The organism is Devosia algicola, assembly GCF_028816455.1.
Taxonomy (GTDB): Bacteria; Pseudomonadota; Alphaproteobacteria; order Rhizobiales; family Devosiaceae; genus Devosia; species Devosia algicola.
Map to the genome: position 1 here is coordinate 726,953 of NZ_CP118246.1, position 16,707 is coordinate 743,659.

At 56.7% G+C, this 16,707-nt stretch carries 13 protein-coding genes and 2 pseudogenes; 10 read left to right on the forward strand and 5 right to left on the reverse strand.

Annotated elements, in window-relative coordinates; all coding sequences use genetic code 11:
- Positions 1-173: 173 nt before the first annotated feature.
- On the reverse strand, positions 174-422 hold the full coding sequence (locus tag PSQ19_RS03885; RefSeq protein ID WP_282219697.1) for a hypothetical protein: 249 nt from the start codon (positions 420-422) through the stop codon (positions 174-176).
- Positions 423-477: 55 nt separating this feature from the next.
- On the opposite strand from PSQ19_RS03885, the gene PSQ19_RS03890 reads away from it, so the two are divergent.
- Genes PSQ19_RS03890 through PSQ19_RS03905 form a run of 4 tightly spaced genes read left to right on the forward strand, consistent with a single transcriptional unit; the run spans position 478 to position 4,512 of the window.
- The gene (locus tag PSQ19_RS03890; RefSeq protein WP_282219698.1) at positions 478-1,254 is read left to right on the forward strand and encodes an MlaE family ABC transporter permease; all 777 of its coding nucleotides are present in this window, start codon (positions 478-480) and stop codon (positions 1,252-1,254) included.
- The gene (locus PSQ19_RS03895) at positions 1,254-2,030 is read left to right on the forward strand and encodes an ABC transporter ATP-binding protein (RefSeq protein ID WP_282219699.1); all 777 of its coding nucleotides are present in this window, start codon (positions 1,254-1,256) and stop codon (positions 2,028-2,030) included. The genes PSQ19_RS03890 and PSQ19_RS03895 overlap by 1 nt, the downstream gene beginning before the upstream one ends.
- Positions 2,031-2,033: 3 nt before the next feature.
- Positions 2,034-3,911, forward strand: a complete 1,878-nt coding sequence (locus PSQ19_RS03900; RefSeq protein ID WP_282219700.1) for an MlaD family protein — start codon at positions 2,034-2,036, stop codon at positions 3,909-3,911.
- A gap of 34 nt (positions 3,912-3,945) precedes the next feature.
- Entirely contained in the window at positions 3,946-4,512 is a 567-nt protein-coding gene (locus PSQ19_RS03905; RefSeq protein ID WP_407649137.1) for an ABC-type transport auxiliary lipoprotein family protein, read from the forward strand.
- Between the two features lie 44 nt (positions 4,513-4,556).
- Here PSQ19_RS03905 and PSQ19_RS03910 read toward each other — a convergent pair.
- A pseudogene (locus tag PSQ19_RS03910) lies at positions 4,557-6,033 on the reverse strand (AMP nucleosidase).
- A gap of 322 nt (positions 6,034-6,355) precedes the next feature.
- Complete coding sequence (locus PSQ19_RS03915; protein WP_282219702.1) at positions 6,356-6,790, reverse strand: DUF1801 domain-containing protein; 435 nt, start codon at positions 6,788-6,790, stop codon at positions 6,356-6,358.
- Between the two features lie 154 nt (positions 6,791-6,944).
- Between PSQ19_RS03915 and folD the strand changes: the two genes are divergently transcribed.
- Positions 6,945-7,847 (forward strand): bifunctional methylenetetrahydrofolate dehydrogenase/methenyltetrahydrofolate cyclohydrolase FolD, encoded by a 903-nt coding sequence (folD, locus tag PSQ19_RS03920; RefSeq protein WP_282219703.1) that lies wholly within the window; start codon positions 6,945-6,947, stop codon positions 7,845-7,847.
- Entirely contained in the window at positions 7,844-8,392 is a 549-nt protein-coding gene (locus tag PSQ19_RS03925) for a DUF1643 domain-containing protein (RefSeq protein WP_282219704.1), read from the forward strand. Before folD ends, PSQ19_RS03925 begins: the two co-directional genes overlap by 4 nt.
- On the opposite strand, the gene PSQ19_RS03930 is transcribed toward PSQ19_RS03925, so the two are convergent.
- Together PSQ19_RS03930 and metH are read right to left on the reverse strand one after the other, a co-directional pair.
- Positions 8,377-8,742 (reverse strand): hypothetical protein, encoded by a 366-nt coding sequence (locus tag PSQ19_RS03930; protein WP_282219705.1) that lies wholly within the window; start codon positions 8,740-8,742, stop codon positions 8,377-8,379. The genes PSQ19_RS03925 and PSQ19_RS03930 overlap by 16 nt on opposite strands.
- Positions 8,739-12,406, reverse strand: a pseudogene (gene metH / locus PSQ19_RS03935) (methionine synthase). The gene PSQ19_RS03930 and the pseudogene metH overlap by 4 nt, the downstream one beginning before the upstream one ends.
- Before the next feature lie 358 nt (positions 12,407-12,764).
- Between metH and PSQ19_RS03940 the strand changes: the two are divergent.
- From PSQ19_RS03940 to PSQ19_RS03955, 4 genes are all read left to right on the forward strand, one after another.
- Entirely contained in the window at positions 12,765-13,817 is a 1,053-nt protein-coding gene (locus tag PSQ19_RS03940) for a septal ring lytic transglycosylase RlpA family protein (RefSeq protein WP_282219706.1), read from the forward strand.
- Positions 13,818-13,935: 118 nt separating this feature from the next.
- Positions 13,936-15,045, forward strand: coding sequence for a D-alanyl-D-alanine carboxypeptidase family protein (locus tag PSQ19_RS03945; RefSeq protein ID WP_282219707.1), 1,110 nt, complete (start codon positions 13,936-13,938; stop codon positions 15,043-15,045).
- 22 nt (positions 15,046-15,067) lie between these two features.
- A complete protein-coding gene (gene tmk, locus PSQ19_RS03950; RefSeq protein WP_282219708.1) occupies positions 15,068-15,751 on the forward strand; it encodes a dTMP kinase in 684 nt (227 codons plus the stop codon).
- The gene (locus tag PSQ19_RS03955) at positions 15,748-16,695 is read left to right on the forward strand and encodes an AAA family ATPase (RefSeq protein ID WP_282219709.1); all 948 of its coding nucleotides are present in this window, start codon (positions 15,748-15,750) and stop codon (positions 16,693-16,695) included. Before tmk ends, PSQ19_RS03955 begins: the two co-directional genes overlap by 4 nt.
- Positions 16,696-16,707: the final 12 nt, after the last annotated feature.

The following is a 16,707-nucleotide window of genomic DNA, read 5'->3' on the forward strand; positions in this document are numbered from 1 at the left end:
ACCCATGATCAAACATAAAGGAAACACTGCAGCCAAGTTGTGTGTTTAACCGCATGTTCGACTTGGAAACTCGTCACCAAACTGTGCTAGACACTTCCCGAAGGTTAATTCGCATAGAGGCGTGATGGATTCGCAGATAACGCTTGGCCGCAGCGAGGGCGCAGAGCAGCGCATCAGCTGTTCTGGAGACTGGACATCATCCAGTGCTCAGTCCCTTGAAGCCGAGATCGCTCATCTGAGCCTGCCAAAGAACAGAATCGCGCCCGGTCCAGTTGGACATTGGCGGCATCAGTAAACTCGACACCATTGGCGCGTGGCTCCTGACCAAACTCCAGCGCGGTCTGGGGCAGGGCGATATGCGTCTGGTCGGCGGCACAGAGCAACACGTTGCCCTGCTCAGCGCCATCAGTGACGCGGCGCATGACGGTGCGCCTGCGGTAAGAAGTACCAACTTCGTGCTGGTACCTTTCGAAAAATTTGGTCGAGATCGTTATTGGCGCCGTTAGCGATATATTCGCCGCAAATGCGGTGCAGGGCCATTTGATGGTTGCCCTGGGCCGCACAGCAACGTTCCAGGCGCCCTTGCGGTTCGCCAGCTTCGTACATCAGTTTGAGCAGATCGTCCTGCGCGCTATCCCCATTGTGGCGCTGATATCGCTGGTCGTTGGCGCCATCATTACCCAGCAGACCATTTTGCAACTTCGTCAATTTGGCGTGACGATTTTCGTGGTGGATCTCGCCGCGATTCTGATGTTTCGGGAGATTGGCGTTCTCTTGGCCGCCATTATGGTTGCTGGTCGTTCAGGCTCGGCTATCACCGCCGAAATTGGCGCCATGCGAATTCGTGAAGAATTTGATGCGTTGCAGGTAATGGGTGTTGATCCTCATCAGGCATTGATGTTGCCTCGCGTCGCGGCCCTTGTGGTCGGCATGCCGCTTCTGGCCTTTGTTGGCTCTATGTCGGGGTTGGCCGGTGCCGCGGTGGTTGCGAAATTTTACGGCGACATACCATTCGATATTTTCACCGATCGCCTGCGTGGCGCCATGACCGTGACCAGTGTGGTCGTTGGTCTGATCAAGGCACCGTTCATGGGTTTTCTTGTTGGGCTCCTGGCATCCATTGAGGGCATGAAGGTTGCGGGTTCCTCCGAGTCGCTTGGACAGCGGACTACCTCATCAGTGGTCAAATCGATATTCGTGGTCATCGTCGCCGATGGCCTGTTTGCCATATTTTTTGCGGCTATCGGGCTGTGATGAACGCGCTCAGTCCTCAAACCGGACCAGCAATCTCCGTCGATGGCCTTGTCGTCAAGATCGGGACCCGCACCATCATCAATGGTTTGAGTTTTGATCTGCAACGGCAGGAAATTCTTGGCTTGATCGGGCCATCTGGCTCCGGCAAGTCTGTGACAATGCGTGCGCTCGTCGGTCTCATACCCCATGATGGTGGCGCCGTAACGGTAATGGGGCGAGACTACGCCCAACTCAACCGCCGTCAGCGTGTTGAAACCCAGCGCAATTGGGGTGTCCTGTTTCAGCAGGGGGCGCTGTTCTCATCGTTGACCGTCAAGGAAAACATTGAATTTCAAATGCGCGAACACCTGCATTTGTCATCGAAACTTCGTAGCGATATCGCCATGATCAAGCTGGACCTCGTCGGCCTGCCGGCTGCGGCGGCCAATAGCTATCCCGCCGAGCTTTCGGGCGGCATGATCAAGCGTGCCGCCCTGGCGCGCGCTCTGGCGCTCGACCCGCAAATATTGTTTCTCGACGAACCAACCGCTGGCCTCGACCCGATTGGGGCGGGTAAATTCGACGAACTGATCGTGACGTTGAGGGACACACTTGGCTTGACCGTTTTGATGGTCACTCATGACCTCGATAGCCTGGCCATGGCTTGCGACCGAATCGTTGCTCTGGCCAACGGCAAGCTGCTCAAGGCTGGCACATTGTCTGAAATGCTGGAGTCGGATCAGCCCTGGCTTCAGGAATACTTTCACGGCCCACGGGCCCGCAATATCGGAAGCTGACCTATGGAAAACAATGCAAATTATGCACTTGTCGGCGCATTGGCCACAGCGATCATTGCCGCGCTTTTCGCCTTTGTATATTGGTTTGCCGGTCCCTCGAGCAACGTGCCGATGAAGGCCTATGATGTTGTCTTTACTGGCACTGTATCCGGTATTGGTCGCGGTACCGATGTGCAGTTCAACGGCATCAAGGTTGGACAGGTCCGCAACGTTGCCCTTGATCCGACTGACACCGCCAATGTTGTGGCGCGCATTGAAGTCAACGCGGGCACACCGGTAAAAGCAGACACACGAGTGCTGATGGGGTTCCAGGGCCTTACAGGCGTAGGATCGGTGCAGCTATCGGGCGGGACTGACACGGCCGGCGAACCTCCGGTAACTGAAGGCCATTCGGTGCCCACGCTACATGCCGAGGTATCGGATTTTCAATCAATTCTGGACGGCCTGTCTGCAACCATCAACGGCACCTCGACCGCCGTCAGCCGATTGAACGGGTTCCTGGACACCAACGACGAAAAATTGAACACCACAATTGCCAATGTCGAGACGTTCAGCACAGCGTTGGCCTCGAACGCCGACGGCATCGAGGCATTCATGGCCAGCGTGTCAGATGCAGGTCAGGAAATTGGGCCTTTGGCAGAGGAAATAACCAAGCTTTCCAGCGACACCCGTAAACTGGTCAACGCCGTATCACCGGATCAGGTCGCCAAGGCCGTCAGTGACGTGACCAGTTTCACCGACAGCCTTTCACGTAATTCGGGCAAGGTCGACGAATTCTTCACCACCACTGCCGAGCTGTCGAAAAACCTGAACGACCTGACAATAGGGCTCAAGGACAGCATGGACGTCATCGACAAGGTTACGGCGGAAATTGACCCAACGGCCATTGGTCGCGTTGTCGACAATGTTGATACCTTGTCTGCAAACATGACGAGTTTGACTGCCAACATCAACGGCATCGTTGAAACGATTCCCACAGGCCAGATCGAACAGGTCATCGCCGACGTGGGTACATTTGCCGAGACGCTGGCGCGAAATTCGGGTGCCGTCGATACCTTCGTCGCTTCTGCCTCAGACTTGACCAAGACCCTCGGGGCGATGGCGGCGGATCTCTCGCCCAGTATCGACGTGATCAATGCCACAACCGCAGAAATCGATCCCCAGGCCATTGGACGTCTCATTGACAATGCCGACAACGCCTCTCAGGAACTTTCAACGCTGGCCACAGACCTTCGCGGGCTTGCTGCCGCCGTGCCCACAGCGGATATTCAGCAGGTCGTGGCCGATGTTGGGGTGTTTACCGACACTCTGGCCCGAAATTCCACCGAGATCGATAAATTCTTTGAAACCACATCAACCTTGTCAACGACAATCACCAGCTTCGTGGACGGTTTGAACGCCAGCGCCAAAGTCATAAATGAAGTCGCAGCGGGGATCGACCCACAGGCCATTGGTCGCGTCATTGACAATGTCGACGCATTCTCCAGAAAACTTGGCGATAACGCCGATAATGTTGATACTATTGTTGCTAATGTCACCAGTGTTTCCAATGGGTTGACGGGGTCCGTGGATCAAGTCAATGAAATTCTTGCCAAGATCAATGATACGGTATCGAGCACCGAGGGACAGGGGTTGTTCGAAGAACTATCGGCCGCAGCGAAATCGGTTCGCCTTCTTGCCGACCAACTCAATGCGAGCACCAGCAACATTGCGGTAGGCCTGAACAGTTTCACTTCTCGTGGACTGGCAAGCTACACCTCATTGGCCGAAGAAGCGCGCGCAACGCTACAGAGCCTTGATCGTGTGGTAAGAAACCTTGAGAGTAACCCTCAGGGTCTGATATTCGGCGGCGAAACCGTCCGTGAGTACAATAAGCGGTAAGGCAACAGCGATGAACAATACCCGCCGTACATTTATGGTCGCCAGCGCGTCGGCCCTGGCCCTGGCGCTAACCGGTTGCCTGGGTGCCAGTCCACCGCTCACCTTCGACCTCGGCAGTTCGGGCGGCGGGCGCGTTCGTCGCCGCTCCTCGCGTGTTGTGGTTATAACACTACCCAAGACGGTGCAGACCTATGATTCCCAACGTGTTGTTGTGCGTGAGCCCGGCAATATTTTGAGCTATCTGCCCGACGCACAACTGTCCGACACGCTGCCGCGCCTGGTTCAAACCAGGATGCTCCAGACCTTCGAAGCCAGCAATTTTCCCAATATCGGCCGCCCCGATGATCAGTTGAGGGTGGACGTAACCCTTGCCACCGAGTTGCGAGCCTTCGAGATAGACGCAGGCAGCGGCAATGTGGCCACTGTCACCATCAACGCCAAACTCGTCGACGAGCGGCGCGGTGCCATTTTCGCCAGCCGGACATTCACGGCAAAAACCCCTGCAGTCCTTGACCCCACCGCGGCGGCAATCGCGGCGCTTGATACGTCGCTCAAGGACGTGATGGGCCAGATCATGCAATGGACAGCCCAAACTGCCTAGGCGCGCCGATCTCACCGACCGAGGTGCCTCAAGACGGTGTGGGACTACTGGAATGCCGTTTCGGCAAAACTGCGCAGTTTGCGCGAATGCAACCGTTCTGCTGGCTGATCTCGCAATATCTCCATCGCCCGCAGCCCGATCAGCAGATGTTGATTGACCTGGGTCCGGTAAAAGTCCGAGGCCATGCCCGGCAGTTTCAGGCTCACCATGAAGCGGTTTGTCTGAAACGCACAGCAAAGTGCCATAAGGCACCCGGAACCGGAACCCGTTGGCAGCGATCGTGGCGCTTTCCATATCCAGCGCGACAGCGCGCGACTGGCTTAATCGCTGAGTGATTTCGGCCTGATCCCGCAATTCCCAATTTCGATTGTCAAACGAAGCGACGGTACCGGTTCGCATGATGCGCTTGGTCTCGAGCCCTTCAAGTTGGGTAACCTCTTCGACGGCCTTTTCCAACGCGACCTGAACCTCGGCCAACGCGGGAATCGGCACCGAAAGCGGCAAGTCGGCGTCCAGTACATGGTCTTCGCGCACATAGGCGTGCGCCAGAACATAGTCGCCCAATTCCTGCGAATTGCGCAGTCCCGCACAATGGCCCAGCATGATCCATGCGTGCGGACGCAATACCGCAATGTGGTCGGTGATGGTTTTGGCGTTTGATGGCCCAACGCCGATATTGACCATGGTAATGCCGCGTCCGCGACCGGCGATGAGATGATAGGCCGGCATCTGCGGACTGCGCGGCGGATGCGCGCCCGTGATGCCGCCGCCAAGCCGGGCATTCATGGTCACCACATTGCCCGGCTCGATAAATTTGTCATAATGTTCGTGCCCGCTCGCCATATGTTGTTGGGCGACCCGACAGAACTCGTCGATATAAAATTGATAGTTCGTGAAAATCACAAAATTCTGGAAATGCTCGGCACCAGTGCCCGTATAATGGCTCAGCCGATACAGGGAATAATCGACCCGTGGCGCTGTAAAAGCCGCCAGTGGATATGGTCCGCCCTTGGGTGGCACATAGGTGCCATTGGCAATTTCGTCGTCGGTGTTCGTCAGGTCTGGCGCATCAAAAACATCGCGCAGCGGAATGTTGAGCGCGTTGAGCGCCTCGCCATCCAGCCTATCATTGGCCGCCACGGCAAAGTGCAGCGGAATTGGTGTATCCGACTCGCCGACATCGATGGTGCCACCATGGTTTTTGAGAATGACCGTGAATTGCTCCTCAAAATAGGTTCGGAACAGGTCGGGAGCTGTAATTGTCGTGCGATAAAGTCCCGGCGTGTGCAAATAGCCGTAGGGCAATGTCGACGCGCCGCGGCCAAAACTGGTTGAGCGCACCTCGATCTGCGGATAGCACGCACGCACCCGCCCATCTGGCACAACGCCGCGGGCGAGGTCGGCCAAATGTCCGCGAATAAAGCTGGTATTGCGATGATAAATTTCGGCTAGATAGGCCCAGGCTTTGTCTGGTTCAGTAAACGATTTCTCGGGCAGGGCAGGCGGGCTGATTGTTGTCATCTATACTTCTCATTTACGGACCCCGGATTGAGTCCGCATTTCATTTCTTGGCTGTGCCTGAGGGCATGCATCACGGCAACGGTGCCAAAACACTCATTTGTCATTCGCCCAGACAGCGCCATGCGGCAAAACCGCTTTCACCTTTCGGTGATTGCACTTTTCACGCCGCAATCAAACACCATCTTGAGCATAGTTCACTGGAGACGCAAGCGACCCATGCACCGGTGAATAGGGATGGCCACAAGCCGCTTGTCCCCCAAGCCCTCAACAGTGCGGCGAATGACCGTCCGGGCTGCAGCAACAGAGATGTTGTTGCAGCCTTTTATGTTTCCGGCGGGTAGGCCTTTTTTAGAGCCGCTATCGACATGTTTGCCATCTCTTCGAGCACACCCAGATCAATATCCGCCAACTTTTTGACGTATAGGCAAGCCTTGCCCATTTTGTGCTTTCCCAACCGTGACAGCAGCCTGTCGCGCTCCGCGTGCTGTTTGGGCAGATACGTGCCCATCAGATAGACGCTGAAGGCGGGCTTGCGTGGCGCAAAACCGATGAGAAAGCTATCGCCTTCGCGGCCCGACTCATAGCGATAGTGATATGTCCCGAACCCAACAATTGAACCCCATACGACCGGCGGTTCACCGCTTGCACGTTTCATGAGGTCAACAAGTGTCTCTGCGTCCTGCCGTCGCTCGGGCGCTACGGTCGCAATATAGTCGTCAATCGAGATAGCGGTCGGTTTGGTCTTGTTTTCAGCCATTGCGAGCCAATCACCCCGCCAGTTTTCGCTGATCGACCTTACCGGAGACCGCCGTCAACTGCGACACGATATAGCAGTTTTTCGCAAAACCGTGGACGGATCGTTCAAGTTTGCCTATTCCAACACAGCAATCAGGCAGCCACCAGGAGGCGTCATGTCGGCCAGCGTTATAGATGGAAAACACTTCGCCGAGGGTTTGCGCGCCCGCATCGCCGAGCACGTCAAACGTCTGAAATCGGCACATGATATCACGCCCGGCCTGGCAGTTGTCATCGTCGGGCATGATTCCGCCAGCCAAATCTATGTCGCCAACAAGGCCAAACAGACTGCCGAGGTGGGCATGGCATCGTTCAAGCATGAACTACCTGTCGATGTCCCGGAGCAGGAACTTCTGGACCTGATCGAACAACTGAACACCAACGACAGGGTCCACGGCATTCTGGTGCAGATGCCGCTACCCGATCACATTGATCCCAATAAGGTTATCAATGCGATCTCCCCCGCCAAGGACGTAGATTGCTTCACACCCGCCAACGTTGGAAAACTTACCATTGGTCTTCCAGGCCCGGTGTCCTGCACGCCGCTCGGCTGCCTGATGCTGTTACGCGATCATCTCGGTACGTTGTCAGGGTTGGATGCGGTCATCGTTGGCCGGTCAAATCTGGTGGGCAAGCCAATGGCCCAATTGCTGCTACGCGACAATTGCACCGTGACCATGGCGCATTCGCGCACCAGGGACTTGCCTGAGGTAGTTCGGCGCGCCGACATAGTGATCGCCGCGGTGGGACGGCCACAAATGATCCGGGGCGACTGGATCAAGCCCGGCGCCGTGGTTATTGACGTCGGCATCAATCGAATTCCGGCGCCCGAACGGGGCGAGGGAAAGACGCGATTGGTCGGCGATGTCGACTATGTGCCGGCCACCCAGAGTGCCGGCGCCATAACCCCGGTGCCCGGTGGGGTAGGGCCAATGACCATAGCTTGCCTTCTGGCCAATACAGTTACGACCGCAAGTCTCATCAATGGGCTCGTGCCACCCAGCGATCTAACCGCATGACGGAGGCCGATCACGATCCGGGCGGCAAGGTGCGCCTGGCACTGCCGCCAAATGTGCACGGTGACGCACAGTTTTCCGATGCACAACATCGCCAAATGATGCGCCGATGGCTCGGCGACAATTTTCCGCAGCGTTACGCGCTGTTCATTGGAATGAACCCCAGTACCGCTGACGCCTTGGTCAATGACCCCACTTGTGCCCGCGAATGGAATTTTTGTTTGCGCGAAGGTTATCAGGCAATGATGAAAGGCAATGTTGGCGACTATCGCGCGACCAACCCAAAAGATCTATTGCGGCCCGATGTTGTCGCTAGTTCGCCTGCCAACTTGCCAACGCTGCTTGATGCCGCCCTGCATGCAGACCTGGTTGTGGTCTGCCACGGCAAGTTGAATCGGGCGCTTGTCGAACCCGCGCGACAAATCGTAACCGCGCTCAGTGCCAGCAATATTTCGCTCTGGTGTTTCGGCATTAATGCCGATGGTAGCCCAAAACACCCACTATATCTGCGGTTGGACACGCCCTTGGTGCGCTATACCGCTTGTTGAGCCAGATAAAAATTCCGCGCCACGGTGTGGTCACGCAGGGCGGTCGCGGGTAGTCGTCCGGCTATGGCGTCCAACACCGGACGGACGTCGACTAGGGCACTGGCATCGACAACAACATTGGTGATCCGCGGTCGCAGTCCTTGCCTGACCTCTTCCAGAACGTCGAACAGCCGGGCGCGTACGTCCAGCCTGCCGACGCAGGCGATACAGGTCATGCCCGGCGCGTGGCCGTGGCCGCTGTCCACGGTAAGCGTGATCAGCGCCGTGTCGGCGGAAACGCTTGTCAACTGGCCCTTTGTCAAGACGGTCACAGGGATCGTCGTGCCAACGCTACCATAGGGCGCGATCATTCAGCCGCCGCAATATTGGCGCCAGGGACATAGTTGAGCACTGGCCCCAGCCATCGCTCGACATCGGCGACGTCCATGCCCTTGCGCCGGGCGTAGTCTTCGACCTGGTCGTGCTCGACCTTGGCTACGCCAAAATAGAACGCCTCCGGATGCGACAGGTAGATCCCCGAAACCGACGACCCTGGCCACATGGCGAAACTCTCGGTCAATTGCACGCCGGCCTGGTTTTCAGCGTCCAACAGGCTCAAAAAGCGTCGTCTTTTCCGTATGATCGGGTTGCGCTGGATATCCGGGTGCCGGACGAATGCCGCGATAGCTTTCCCCGATCAGGCTCACCAGGGCTTAAAGTCTCGTCGTCTGCATATCCCCAATACTCGCGGCGCACCCGCTCATGCATGAGCTCGGCAAATGCCTCGGCAAACCGATCCGCCAACGCCTTGGCCAAAATCGCTGAGTAATCGTCATTGTTCTTCTCGAACTTTTCAGCGATTGCGACTTCCTCAATACCCGCAGTGACAGCAAAGCCGCCGATGTAATCAGCCTTGCCGCTCTCAAGTGGCGCTACGAAATCGGCCAGCGCCATATTGGGTTTACCACCGCGCTTCGACAATTGTTGGCGCAACGTATAAAACATCGCCCGTTCTGCAGATCGCGTGTCGTCGGTGAACAGGCGAATATCGTCGCCAACCGCACTGGCAGGCCAAAAGCCGATCACCGCTCTCGGCCGGTACCATTTTTCAGCCACGATTTTCTTGAGCATCGCCTGGGCGTCCTCAAACAATTGCCGTGCCGCCTTGCCCTGCTTCTCGTCCTCCAGAATTGCTGGATATCGTCCCTTGAGTTCCCAAGTCTGGAAAAATGGTGTCCAATCGAAATACTCGACCAGCTTTTCTAGACTGAAGTCGCTGTCATCAAACGATTTTATACCTAAAAGGCTCGGCTTGGGCGGCGAGTAGTTGGCCCAGTCCGGTTTGAACGCGGCGTCACGAGCCTGGCTCAATGGCAAGCGCGTTTTAGCCGCTTCGGCGCGCGCATGAGCCGCAGCCGATTTGGCGTATTCCGCCTGGATATTTTCAATATAACTTGCCTTCGTATCAGGCTGAAGCAAACTCGAAACGACATTCACCGCGCGGCTGGCATCATTGACGTGAACGGCTTGGCCGCGCTGGTATTTTGGGTGAATTTTGACAGCGGTATGTACCCGGCTAGTTGTCGCCCCGCCGATAAGCAGCGGAATATCAAAGCCTTCGCGCTCCATTTCCGCCGCAACATGCGCCATCTCATCAAGCGACGGCGTAATCAAACCACTCAGCCCGATAACGTCGACATTTTCGTCACGCGCAGTTTGCAGAATTTTGGCCACCGGCACCATCACCCCTAGGTCGATGATTTCGTAATTGTTGCAGGCCAGCACAACGCCCACAATATTCTTGCCGATATCGTGCACGTCGCCCTTTACGGTCGCCATCAGGATCTTGCCAGCACTTCTACGACCGGTGGCGTCACCGTCAGCGTTTTTTCAGCTTCCATATAGGGCAGTAGCAGCGCAACAGCCTGCTTCATCACCCGAGCAGATTTGACCACTTGGGGCAGGAACATTTTGCCTGAGCCGAATAGATCACCGACAACCCCCATGCCAGCCATCAGCGGCCCTTCAATCACATGCAGGGGCCGGTCGGCCTTTTGCCGCGCTTCCTCGGTATCGGCGTCAATGTACTCGGTTATGCCATTGACCAGCGAATAGCTGATCCGCTCCTCTACTGTGCCTTCGCGCCAACTCAAATCCTTGGCTGCTGCGTCCTTGCCCGCGGTGCCGCGATAGCGTTCGGCCAGTTCGAGCAAGCGATCGGTACCATCAGCCCGACGATTGAGGATCACGTCTTCACAGGCGTCCCGCAATTCCGGATCGATCGTGTCATAAACCGCCAATTGCCCGGCATTAACGATGCCCATGTCCATGCCATTTTGAATGGCATAATAGAGAAACACAGCATGCATCGCCTCGCGCACCGGTTCATTGCCACGGAACGAGAATGACAGATTGGAAATGCCGCCCGAAATATGGACGTGCGGCAGATTTTCGGTGATCTGCTTGGTGGCCTCGATGAAGGCAACTCCGTAGCCATTGTGCTCCTCAATGCCGGTCGCAATGGCGAAGACGTTGGGGTCAAAAATAATGTCTTCTGGCGGCAAGCCGACCTCTTCGGTCAATAGCTTGTAGGCGCGCGAACAAATCCGGACTTTGCGTTCCAGCGTATCGGCTTGTCCTTCTTCGTCAAACGCCATCACCACAACCGCGGCACCATAGGCCCGCACCAGTCTGGCTTGCTCAAGAAACTGGGCCTCGCCTTCCTTCATCGAAATCGAATTGACCAGCGCCTTGCCCTGAACGCATTTGAGTCCCGCCTCGATCACCTCCCATTTGGAGCTGTCGATCATCAGGGGCACGCGCGCGATATCCGGTTCGGCGGCGAGCAGATTGAGATAGTCAATCATCATCTGCTTGCTGTTGATCAGACCCTCATCCATGTTGATGTCAATGATCTGGGCGCCGTTTGCCACCTGATCGCGCGCCACGTCCAGCGCCGCATTCAAGTCCCCATTCTTGATCAATTTGCGAAACCGAGCCGATCCGGTCACATTGGTGCGCTCGCCAATGTTGACGAACGGAATGTCCTTGGTCAGCGTGAACGGCTCAAGCCCGGCCAACCGCATCAATGTCGGCACTTCCGGAATTTCTCGCGGCTTGTGCTTGCCCACCGCCGTGGCGATGGCCGCAATGTGATCTGGCGTCGAACCGCAACATCCGCCAACGATGTTGACGAAGCCATCACGCGCGAAACCCTCAATTTGCTCGGCCATGAACTCGGGGCTTTCATCATAGCCGCCAAACTCATTGGGTAGTCCGGCATTTGGATAGGCGCAGATCAGTGTATCGGCGACTTCGCTAAGCTCAGCCAGGTGAGCGCGCATCGCATTGGCGCCGAGGGCACAATTCAACCCGAACGTGACCGGGTTCGCATGCCGCAGCGAATGCCAGAAGGCCGTTGGTGTTTGCCCCGACAGAGTCCGTCCAGACAAATCGGTAATGGTACCGGATATCATGATCGGCAGCCGGGACCCGCGTTCGGCGAAAATTCGTTCTGCCGCAAATATCCCGGCTTTGGTATTGAGCGTGTCAGTAATCGTTTCAAACAGCAGCATGTCGGAGCCGCCATCAATCAATCCATTGATGGCTTCCGCGTAGGCCTCAACAAGTTGGTCAAATGTGATGGATCGGTGACCCGGACTGTTAACATCTGTTGACATCGACGATGTCTTGGTCGTTGGCCCCAAAGCCCCTGCAATGAAACGTCTTTTGCCGTCCTCCAGCGTCGCACGCTCTGCCGCACGGCGTGCCACGCGTGCACCCTCGAAATTCAACTCATAGATCAGGCTCTTCCATGCCGTAGTCGGCCTGGGCGACCGAGGTGCACGAGAACGTATTTGTCTCCAGAATGTCCGCGCCAGCCTTGGCATATTCGTATTGAATATCTTCAATGGCCTGCTGCTGCGTCAGGATCAGCAGGTCGTTGTTGCCGCGAACCGGTTGTTTCCAGTCAGCAAAACGCTCACCACGAAAATCCTCTTCTTCGTACCCAAGTCGCTGAATCATGGTGCCCATGGCCCCATCCAGCACCAGAATGCGCTCCCGCGCCGCCGCTGTCAGCGCTGTCCGCACCTCTTCACCGTCGGGGAGGAGGGAGGTGGCAACATCGTTAGTGTGGGGAGAGGCTCATGACCGTCCAATCTGGTTATTCGCCGTTGGTATTCACGCTGAAGCAAGTCACATAAAGATATCTTTATGTCAATGAATCTTCAACCCCGCGGCCTAGGATCGCGACGAAACAGCTATGCCTTAACTGCGTCCAAACTTGTTAACGCCTTGCTGCCCTTAACTTAACTTAAACCCAAATGACCGACCAAGGGCGCGGAGGCGAGGCGCATCGGCTATACTAGGCCATGCATAGCAGATTGGGCGCATGACTTTGACTATATCGACAACCGCTTGGGCCAGTTCAGTTCGTCTCTTCGCGTTGGCCGCGCTTCTGGCGCCAATGATTGCCGCCTGTGGTGGCAGTTTCGGCGCCACCGTCAAGCGCGGCGCGTTCACCTCCAAGGAATATGGTGTTACCTCGTCACCCCGGGTAACCCGTGACGCCAATCCGCCCAAAGGTGGCGGCCGATATCAGGTCGGCAAACCCTATACCGTTCGTGGCAAAGTGTATGTGCCTCACGAAGACCCCAACTATCGTGCCACCGGCACCGCCTCCTGGTATGGGGCGGACTTCCATGGCCGGCGCACGGCAAACGGCGAGATTTTTTCTGCCAATGCCATAACTGGCGCGCATCCTACGCTGCCGCTGCCTTCATATGTTCGCGTCACCAATCGCGACAATGGTCGCTCGCTTGTCGTACGCATCAATGATCGCGGCCCATATGTTTCGGGCCGGGTTATCGACCTGTCCTATCGCGCCGCCTCGATGTTGGGCTATATCAATGCAGGCCATGCTGATGTGTCAGTCCAGTATGTGGGGCGCGCACCGCTGGAAGGCGATGACACCCGCATGCTGATGGCAAGCTATGACGGTCCTGCTGACTACAATCGCGGCACGACCCGCGTCGCTTCGGCCGGCAAGAGCCGTAGCTTGGCAGGTATGACCGGAGAATTCTTCTCCAACCTGTTCTCTTATGCCGATACCACACCACAGGCTGCTGATCTGGCAATTGATAACGCGCATGCAGCAGCGACTGCCATGGCAACTCGATCCGACGCGCTAAAGGACTGGGTGGCCAGCGTTGATGACGATGCCCGAGCTATCAATTGGCGATTGGGCGTTTTCGCAAATCAGCAAAATGCGATCAAGCTGTCTGAAGAGTTCGCAATACTGGCGGCGGTGCGGGAAGATCGGGTAACCGTAAACGGCAGGGCGGCCACCAGTCTGACCCTCACGCACCTCAAACCCGGCGTCGCGCGCGAAGATGTGTTGGCACTCGCACGAAAACTTGGCCTGAACGATATCATTCTGTATTAAGCTAAATGTCGACCATAATGCAGGTGCCGACATAGCCGCATCGACCAGTATTGAATGATGGGACGCTGAACAACTGTGAAGAGCCTTTCTCCATGTCGTCATCGCCTTGTTTCTTGTCGTGGCCACAGTGCCAGCTTTCGCGCAGGTAGATTTTGATACCAAGGCCAAGTTTGCCATTCTGATTGACGCGGAGTCGGGCACCGCAATATTCCAGAAAAACGCCGACGAACCCATGGAGCCGGCCAGTATGGCCAAGCTGATGACCGTCGCCGTTGTTTTCAACGAGCTACAGGCTGGCCGCATCAAACCTGATGATGAGTTCTTCATTTCTGAGCATGCTTGGCGCGCTGGCGGTGCGGCTTCAGGCGGCTCGACCATGTTTGCCAAGGTCAATTCCAAAATATCGGTCATGGACCTCTTGCGTTCCGTCATTATTCAGTCGGGAAACGATGCCGCTATCGCGCTTGCCGAGGGCATTGCCGGTAGCGAAACAACCTTTGCCAACATGATGAACGAGTTGGCCGACGAAATCGGCCTCACCGGCTCGCACTTTACGAACCCCACTGGATTGCCGGACCCGGACCAGTATGTAACTGCCCGTGATTTGGCGATGCTGGCGCGTTATCTAATTCGAACGTTCCCCGACTATTATTATATCTTCTCCGAAGACTCATTTGAGTGGAATGGTATCAAGCAATCCAATCGCAACACCTTGGTTGATATGGACATTGGTGTCGATGGCCTCAAGACCGGCCACACCGAGGCGGCTGGATATGGGTCGGTCGTTTCAACCACCGAAGGGGGGCGACGCATCATTGGCGTGGTGCATGGCCTTACATCCATGTCCGAACGCGCCGAAGAGGCGCGGAAGTTGATCACATGGGGATCGCGGGCATTTGAACGGGTATCGGCTTTTCCTGCTGGTGCGGTCATTGCATATGCCAACGTTTACGGCGGCGAGAATGCAAGTGTAGGGTTGGTAGGTGATGGAGAACTGGCACTCTATCTGCCTCGCGGCTCCCGAAAGTGCCTGAAGGCCAACGTGGTATATCGCGGCCCGCTCATCCCGCCGGTAAATCAGGGCGATCAAATTGCCGAACTGCGCATATTCTGCAATGATAAGCTGGTGCAGACAGCGCCGCTCTATGCAGAAAGAACCGTGGTTCCCGGCGGCATCGTCCGCAAGGCCACGGACGCATTGCGCCAACTTGCACTAGGCTGGCTCTAGGCATTCGACGGAGTCATTCTTGATGCTCGAAGCGTCCCAAAAGCGGGCCAGATTTATCACCTTTGAAGGCGGTGAAGGTGTTGGCAAGTCCACTCAGGTCAAGCGACTATTAGCCAAGCTCGAATCGCGCTCGATTTCGGCAGTCCGCACGCGAGAACCAGGCGGCACGCCGCATGCCGAAGCGATCCGCTCATTCATCCTCCAGGGGCGATCCGAGAGTTGGGGCGCGGGCGCCGAAGCAATATTGTTTGCGGCGGCCCGGCTTGATCACGTCAACGAGCTAGTAGGGCCCAGCCTGGCAGCCGGAAAATGGGTGATATCTGATCGCTTCCACGATTCGACGCGTGCCTACCAGGGGTTGACGGGGGGTGTCGATGACAATCTGATTGGCGCGCTCGAAACCCTGGCTTTGGATGGTCATGCACCTGATATGACGATTGTTCTCGACATGGATCCCGAAATTGCCTTCCAACGCGTTGAACAGCGTGCCGTGGAAGATGGTCTGGTGTTGACCGGCGACCGCTTCGAGAAAGAAGACCTGGACTGGCACAAGCGTCTTCGCGACGGGTTTCTTGAAATCGCGCATGCGAATCCCGATCGCTGCATCATTATCTCCGCTGATCAGACCGCCGATGCGCTAGAGGCTGAAATCTGGCACGCCGTACACGAGCGGTTTCCAGAATTGCATGACGAGCACGGAACGTGAGCGATCCGGACGCCCTGGAGGGCCTGCTGTTGCCAGAGCAGCAACCTGGAGTGATCGGCCATAGCGCGGCCGTCGCCGCCATCACTCGACAATTGCAGGACGGTCGCCTTCCCGGCGCGATATTGCTGCATGGCCCACAGGGCATTGGCAAGGCGACTTTGGCATTTCAACTCTCCCGCACGATCCTTACAGCCACCGGTGATGAGGACGCCCACCGGGTTGACGAGCAGATTGTCGCCGGCGGTCATCCAAATATTCGGGTTCTGCGTCGCGCTGCCAAGGACACAAAGAGCTACTATACCGTCATCCGCGTCGATGAAGTGCGTGACCTTCGCGCCAAACTGCAGCAGACGCGCGGCCGTCAGGGCGCGCGCATAGCCATCATTGACACAATAGACGACTGCAACCCCAGTGCTGCAAACGCCCTGCTGAAAACGCTCGAGGAACCGCCAGCGGATACAGTTTTCTTCCTGATTTCACACCGGCCTGGCCAACTCCTGCCCACAATAAAATCTCGCTGTCACAGCATCGCGCTACGCCCGCTTGATGATGCCGAAATGGCGCGTGCCTTACGTGTTCAGTGCCCCACACTTGATCAATCCGATTTGGAGCGCGCTGTTGCGCTTGGTGGTGGACGCCCCCGCCGCGGCTTCGAAACGCTGACGCTGGCACCCGAGTCCGTACTTGGCAGCTTACAGGCGTGGCTGGCCGCACCGATTGAGGCACCAATTGGCACCCACCTCAAACTTGGCGACGCATTGGCGGCAACCACCCAGCGAACCGAATTGTCGTTTGCGCGCGAGATGATTGTTGACTGGATCGCGGCCGAAGCGCGCGCTGCGGCTACCGCATCGACGGGGCGGATGCGTCTTGCCTCGGCAAACGAGGCTATGGGACAAGGCGCATGCCCATTTCGCCGAAGCCGACAGCTTGAATCTGGATAAGAAACAGACGCT

Coding starts and splice junctions, on each gene's coding strand:
- PSQ19_RS03915 (WP_282219702.1), bottom strand. CDS start 6,790: ATGGCTGAAAACAAGACCAAACCGACCGCTATCTCGATTGACGACTAT.
- tmk (WP_282219708.1), top strand. CDS start 15,068: ATGCTCGAAGCGTCCCAAAAGCGGGCCAGATTTATCACCTTTGAAGGC.
- PSQ19_RS03885 (WP_282219697.1), bottom strand. CDS start 422: ATGCGCCGCGTCACTGATGGCGCTGAGCAGGGCAACGTGTTGCTCTGT.
- PSQ19_RS03895 (WP_282219699.1), top strand. CDS start 1,254: ATGAACGCGCTCAGTCCTCAAACCGGACCAGCAATCTCCGTCGATGGC.
- PSQ19_RS03930 (WP_282219705.1), bottom strand. CDS start 8,742: ATGATCGCGCCCTATGGTAGCGTTGGCACGACGATCCCTGTGACCGTC.
- PSQ19_RS03900 (WP_282219700.1), top strand. CDS start 2,034: ATGGAAAACAATGCAAATTATGCACTTGTCGGCGCATTGGCCACAGCG.
- folD (WP_282219703.1), top strand. CDS start 6,945: ATGTCGGCCAGCGTTATAGATGGAAAACACTTCGCCGAGGGTTTGCGC.
- PSQ19_RS03925 (WP_282219704.1), top strand. CDS start 7,844: ATGACGGAGGCCGATCACGATCCGGGCGGCAAGGTGCGCCTGGCACTG.
- PSQ19_RS03940 (WP_282219706.1), top strand. CDS start 12,765: ATGACTTTGACTATATCGACAACCGCTTGGGCCAGTTCAGTTCGTCTC.
- PSQ19_RS03905 (WP_407649137.1), top strand. CDS start 3,946: ATGGTCGCCAGCGCGTCGGCCCTGGCCCTGGCGCTAACCGGTTGCCTG.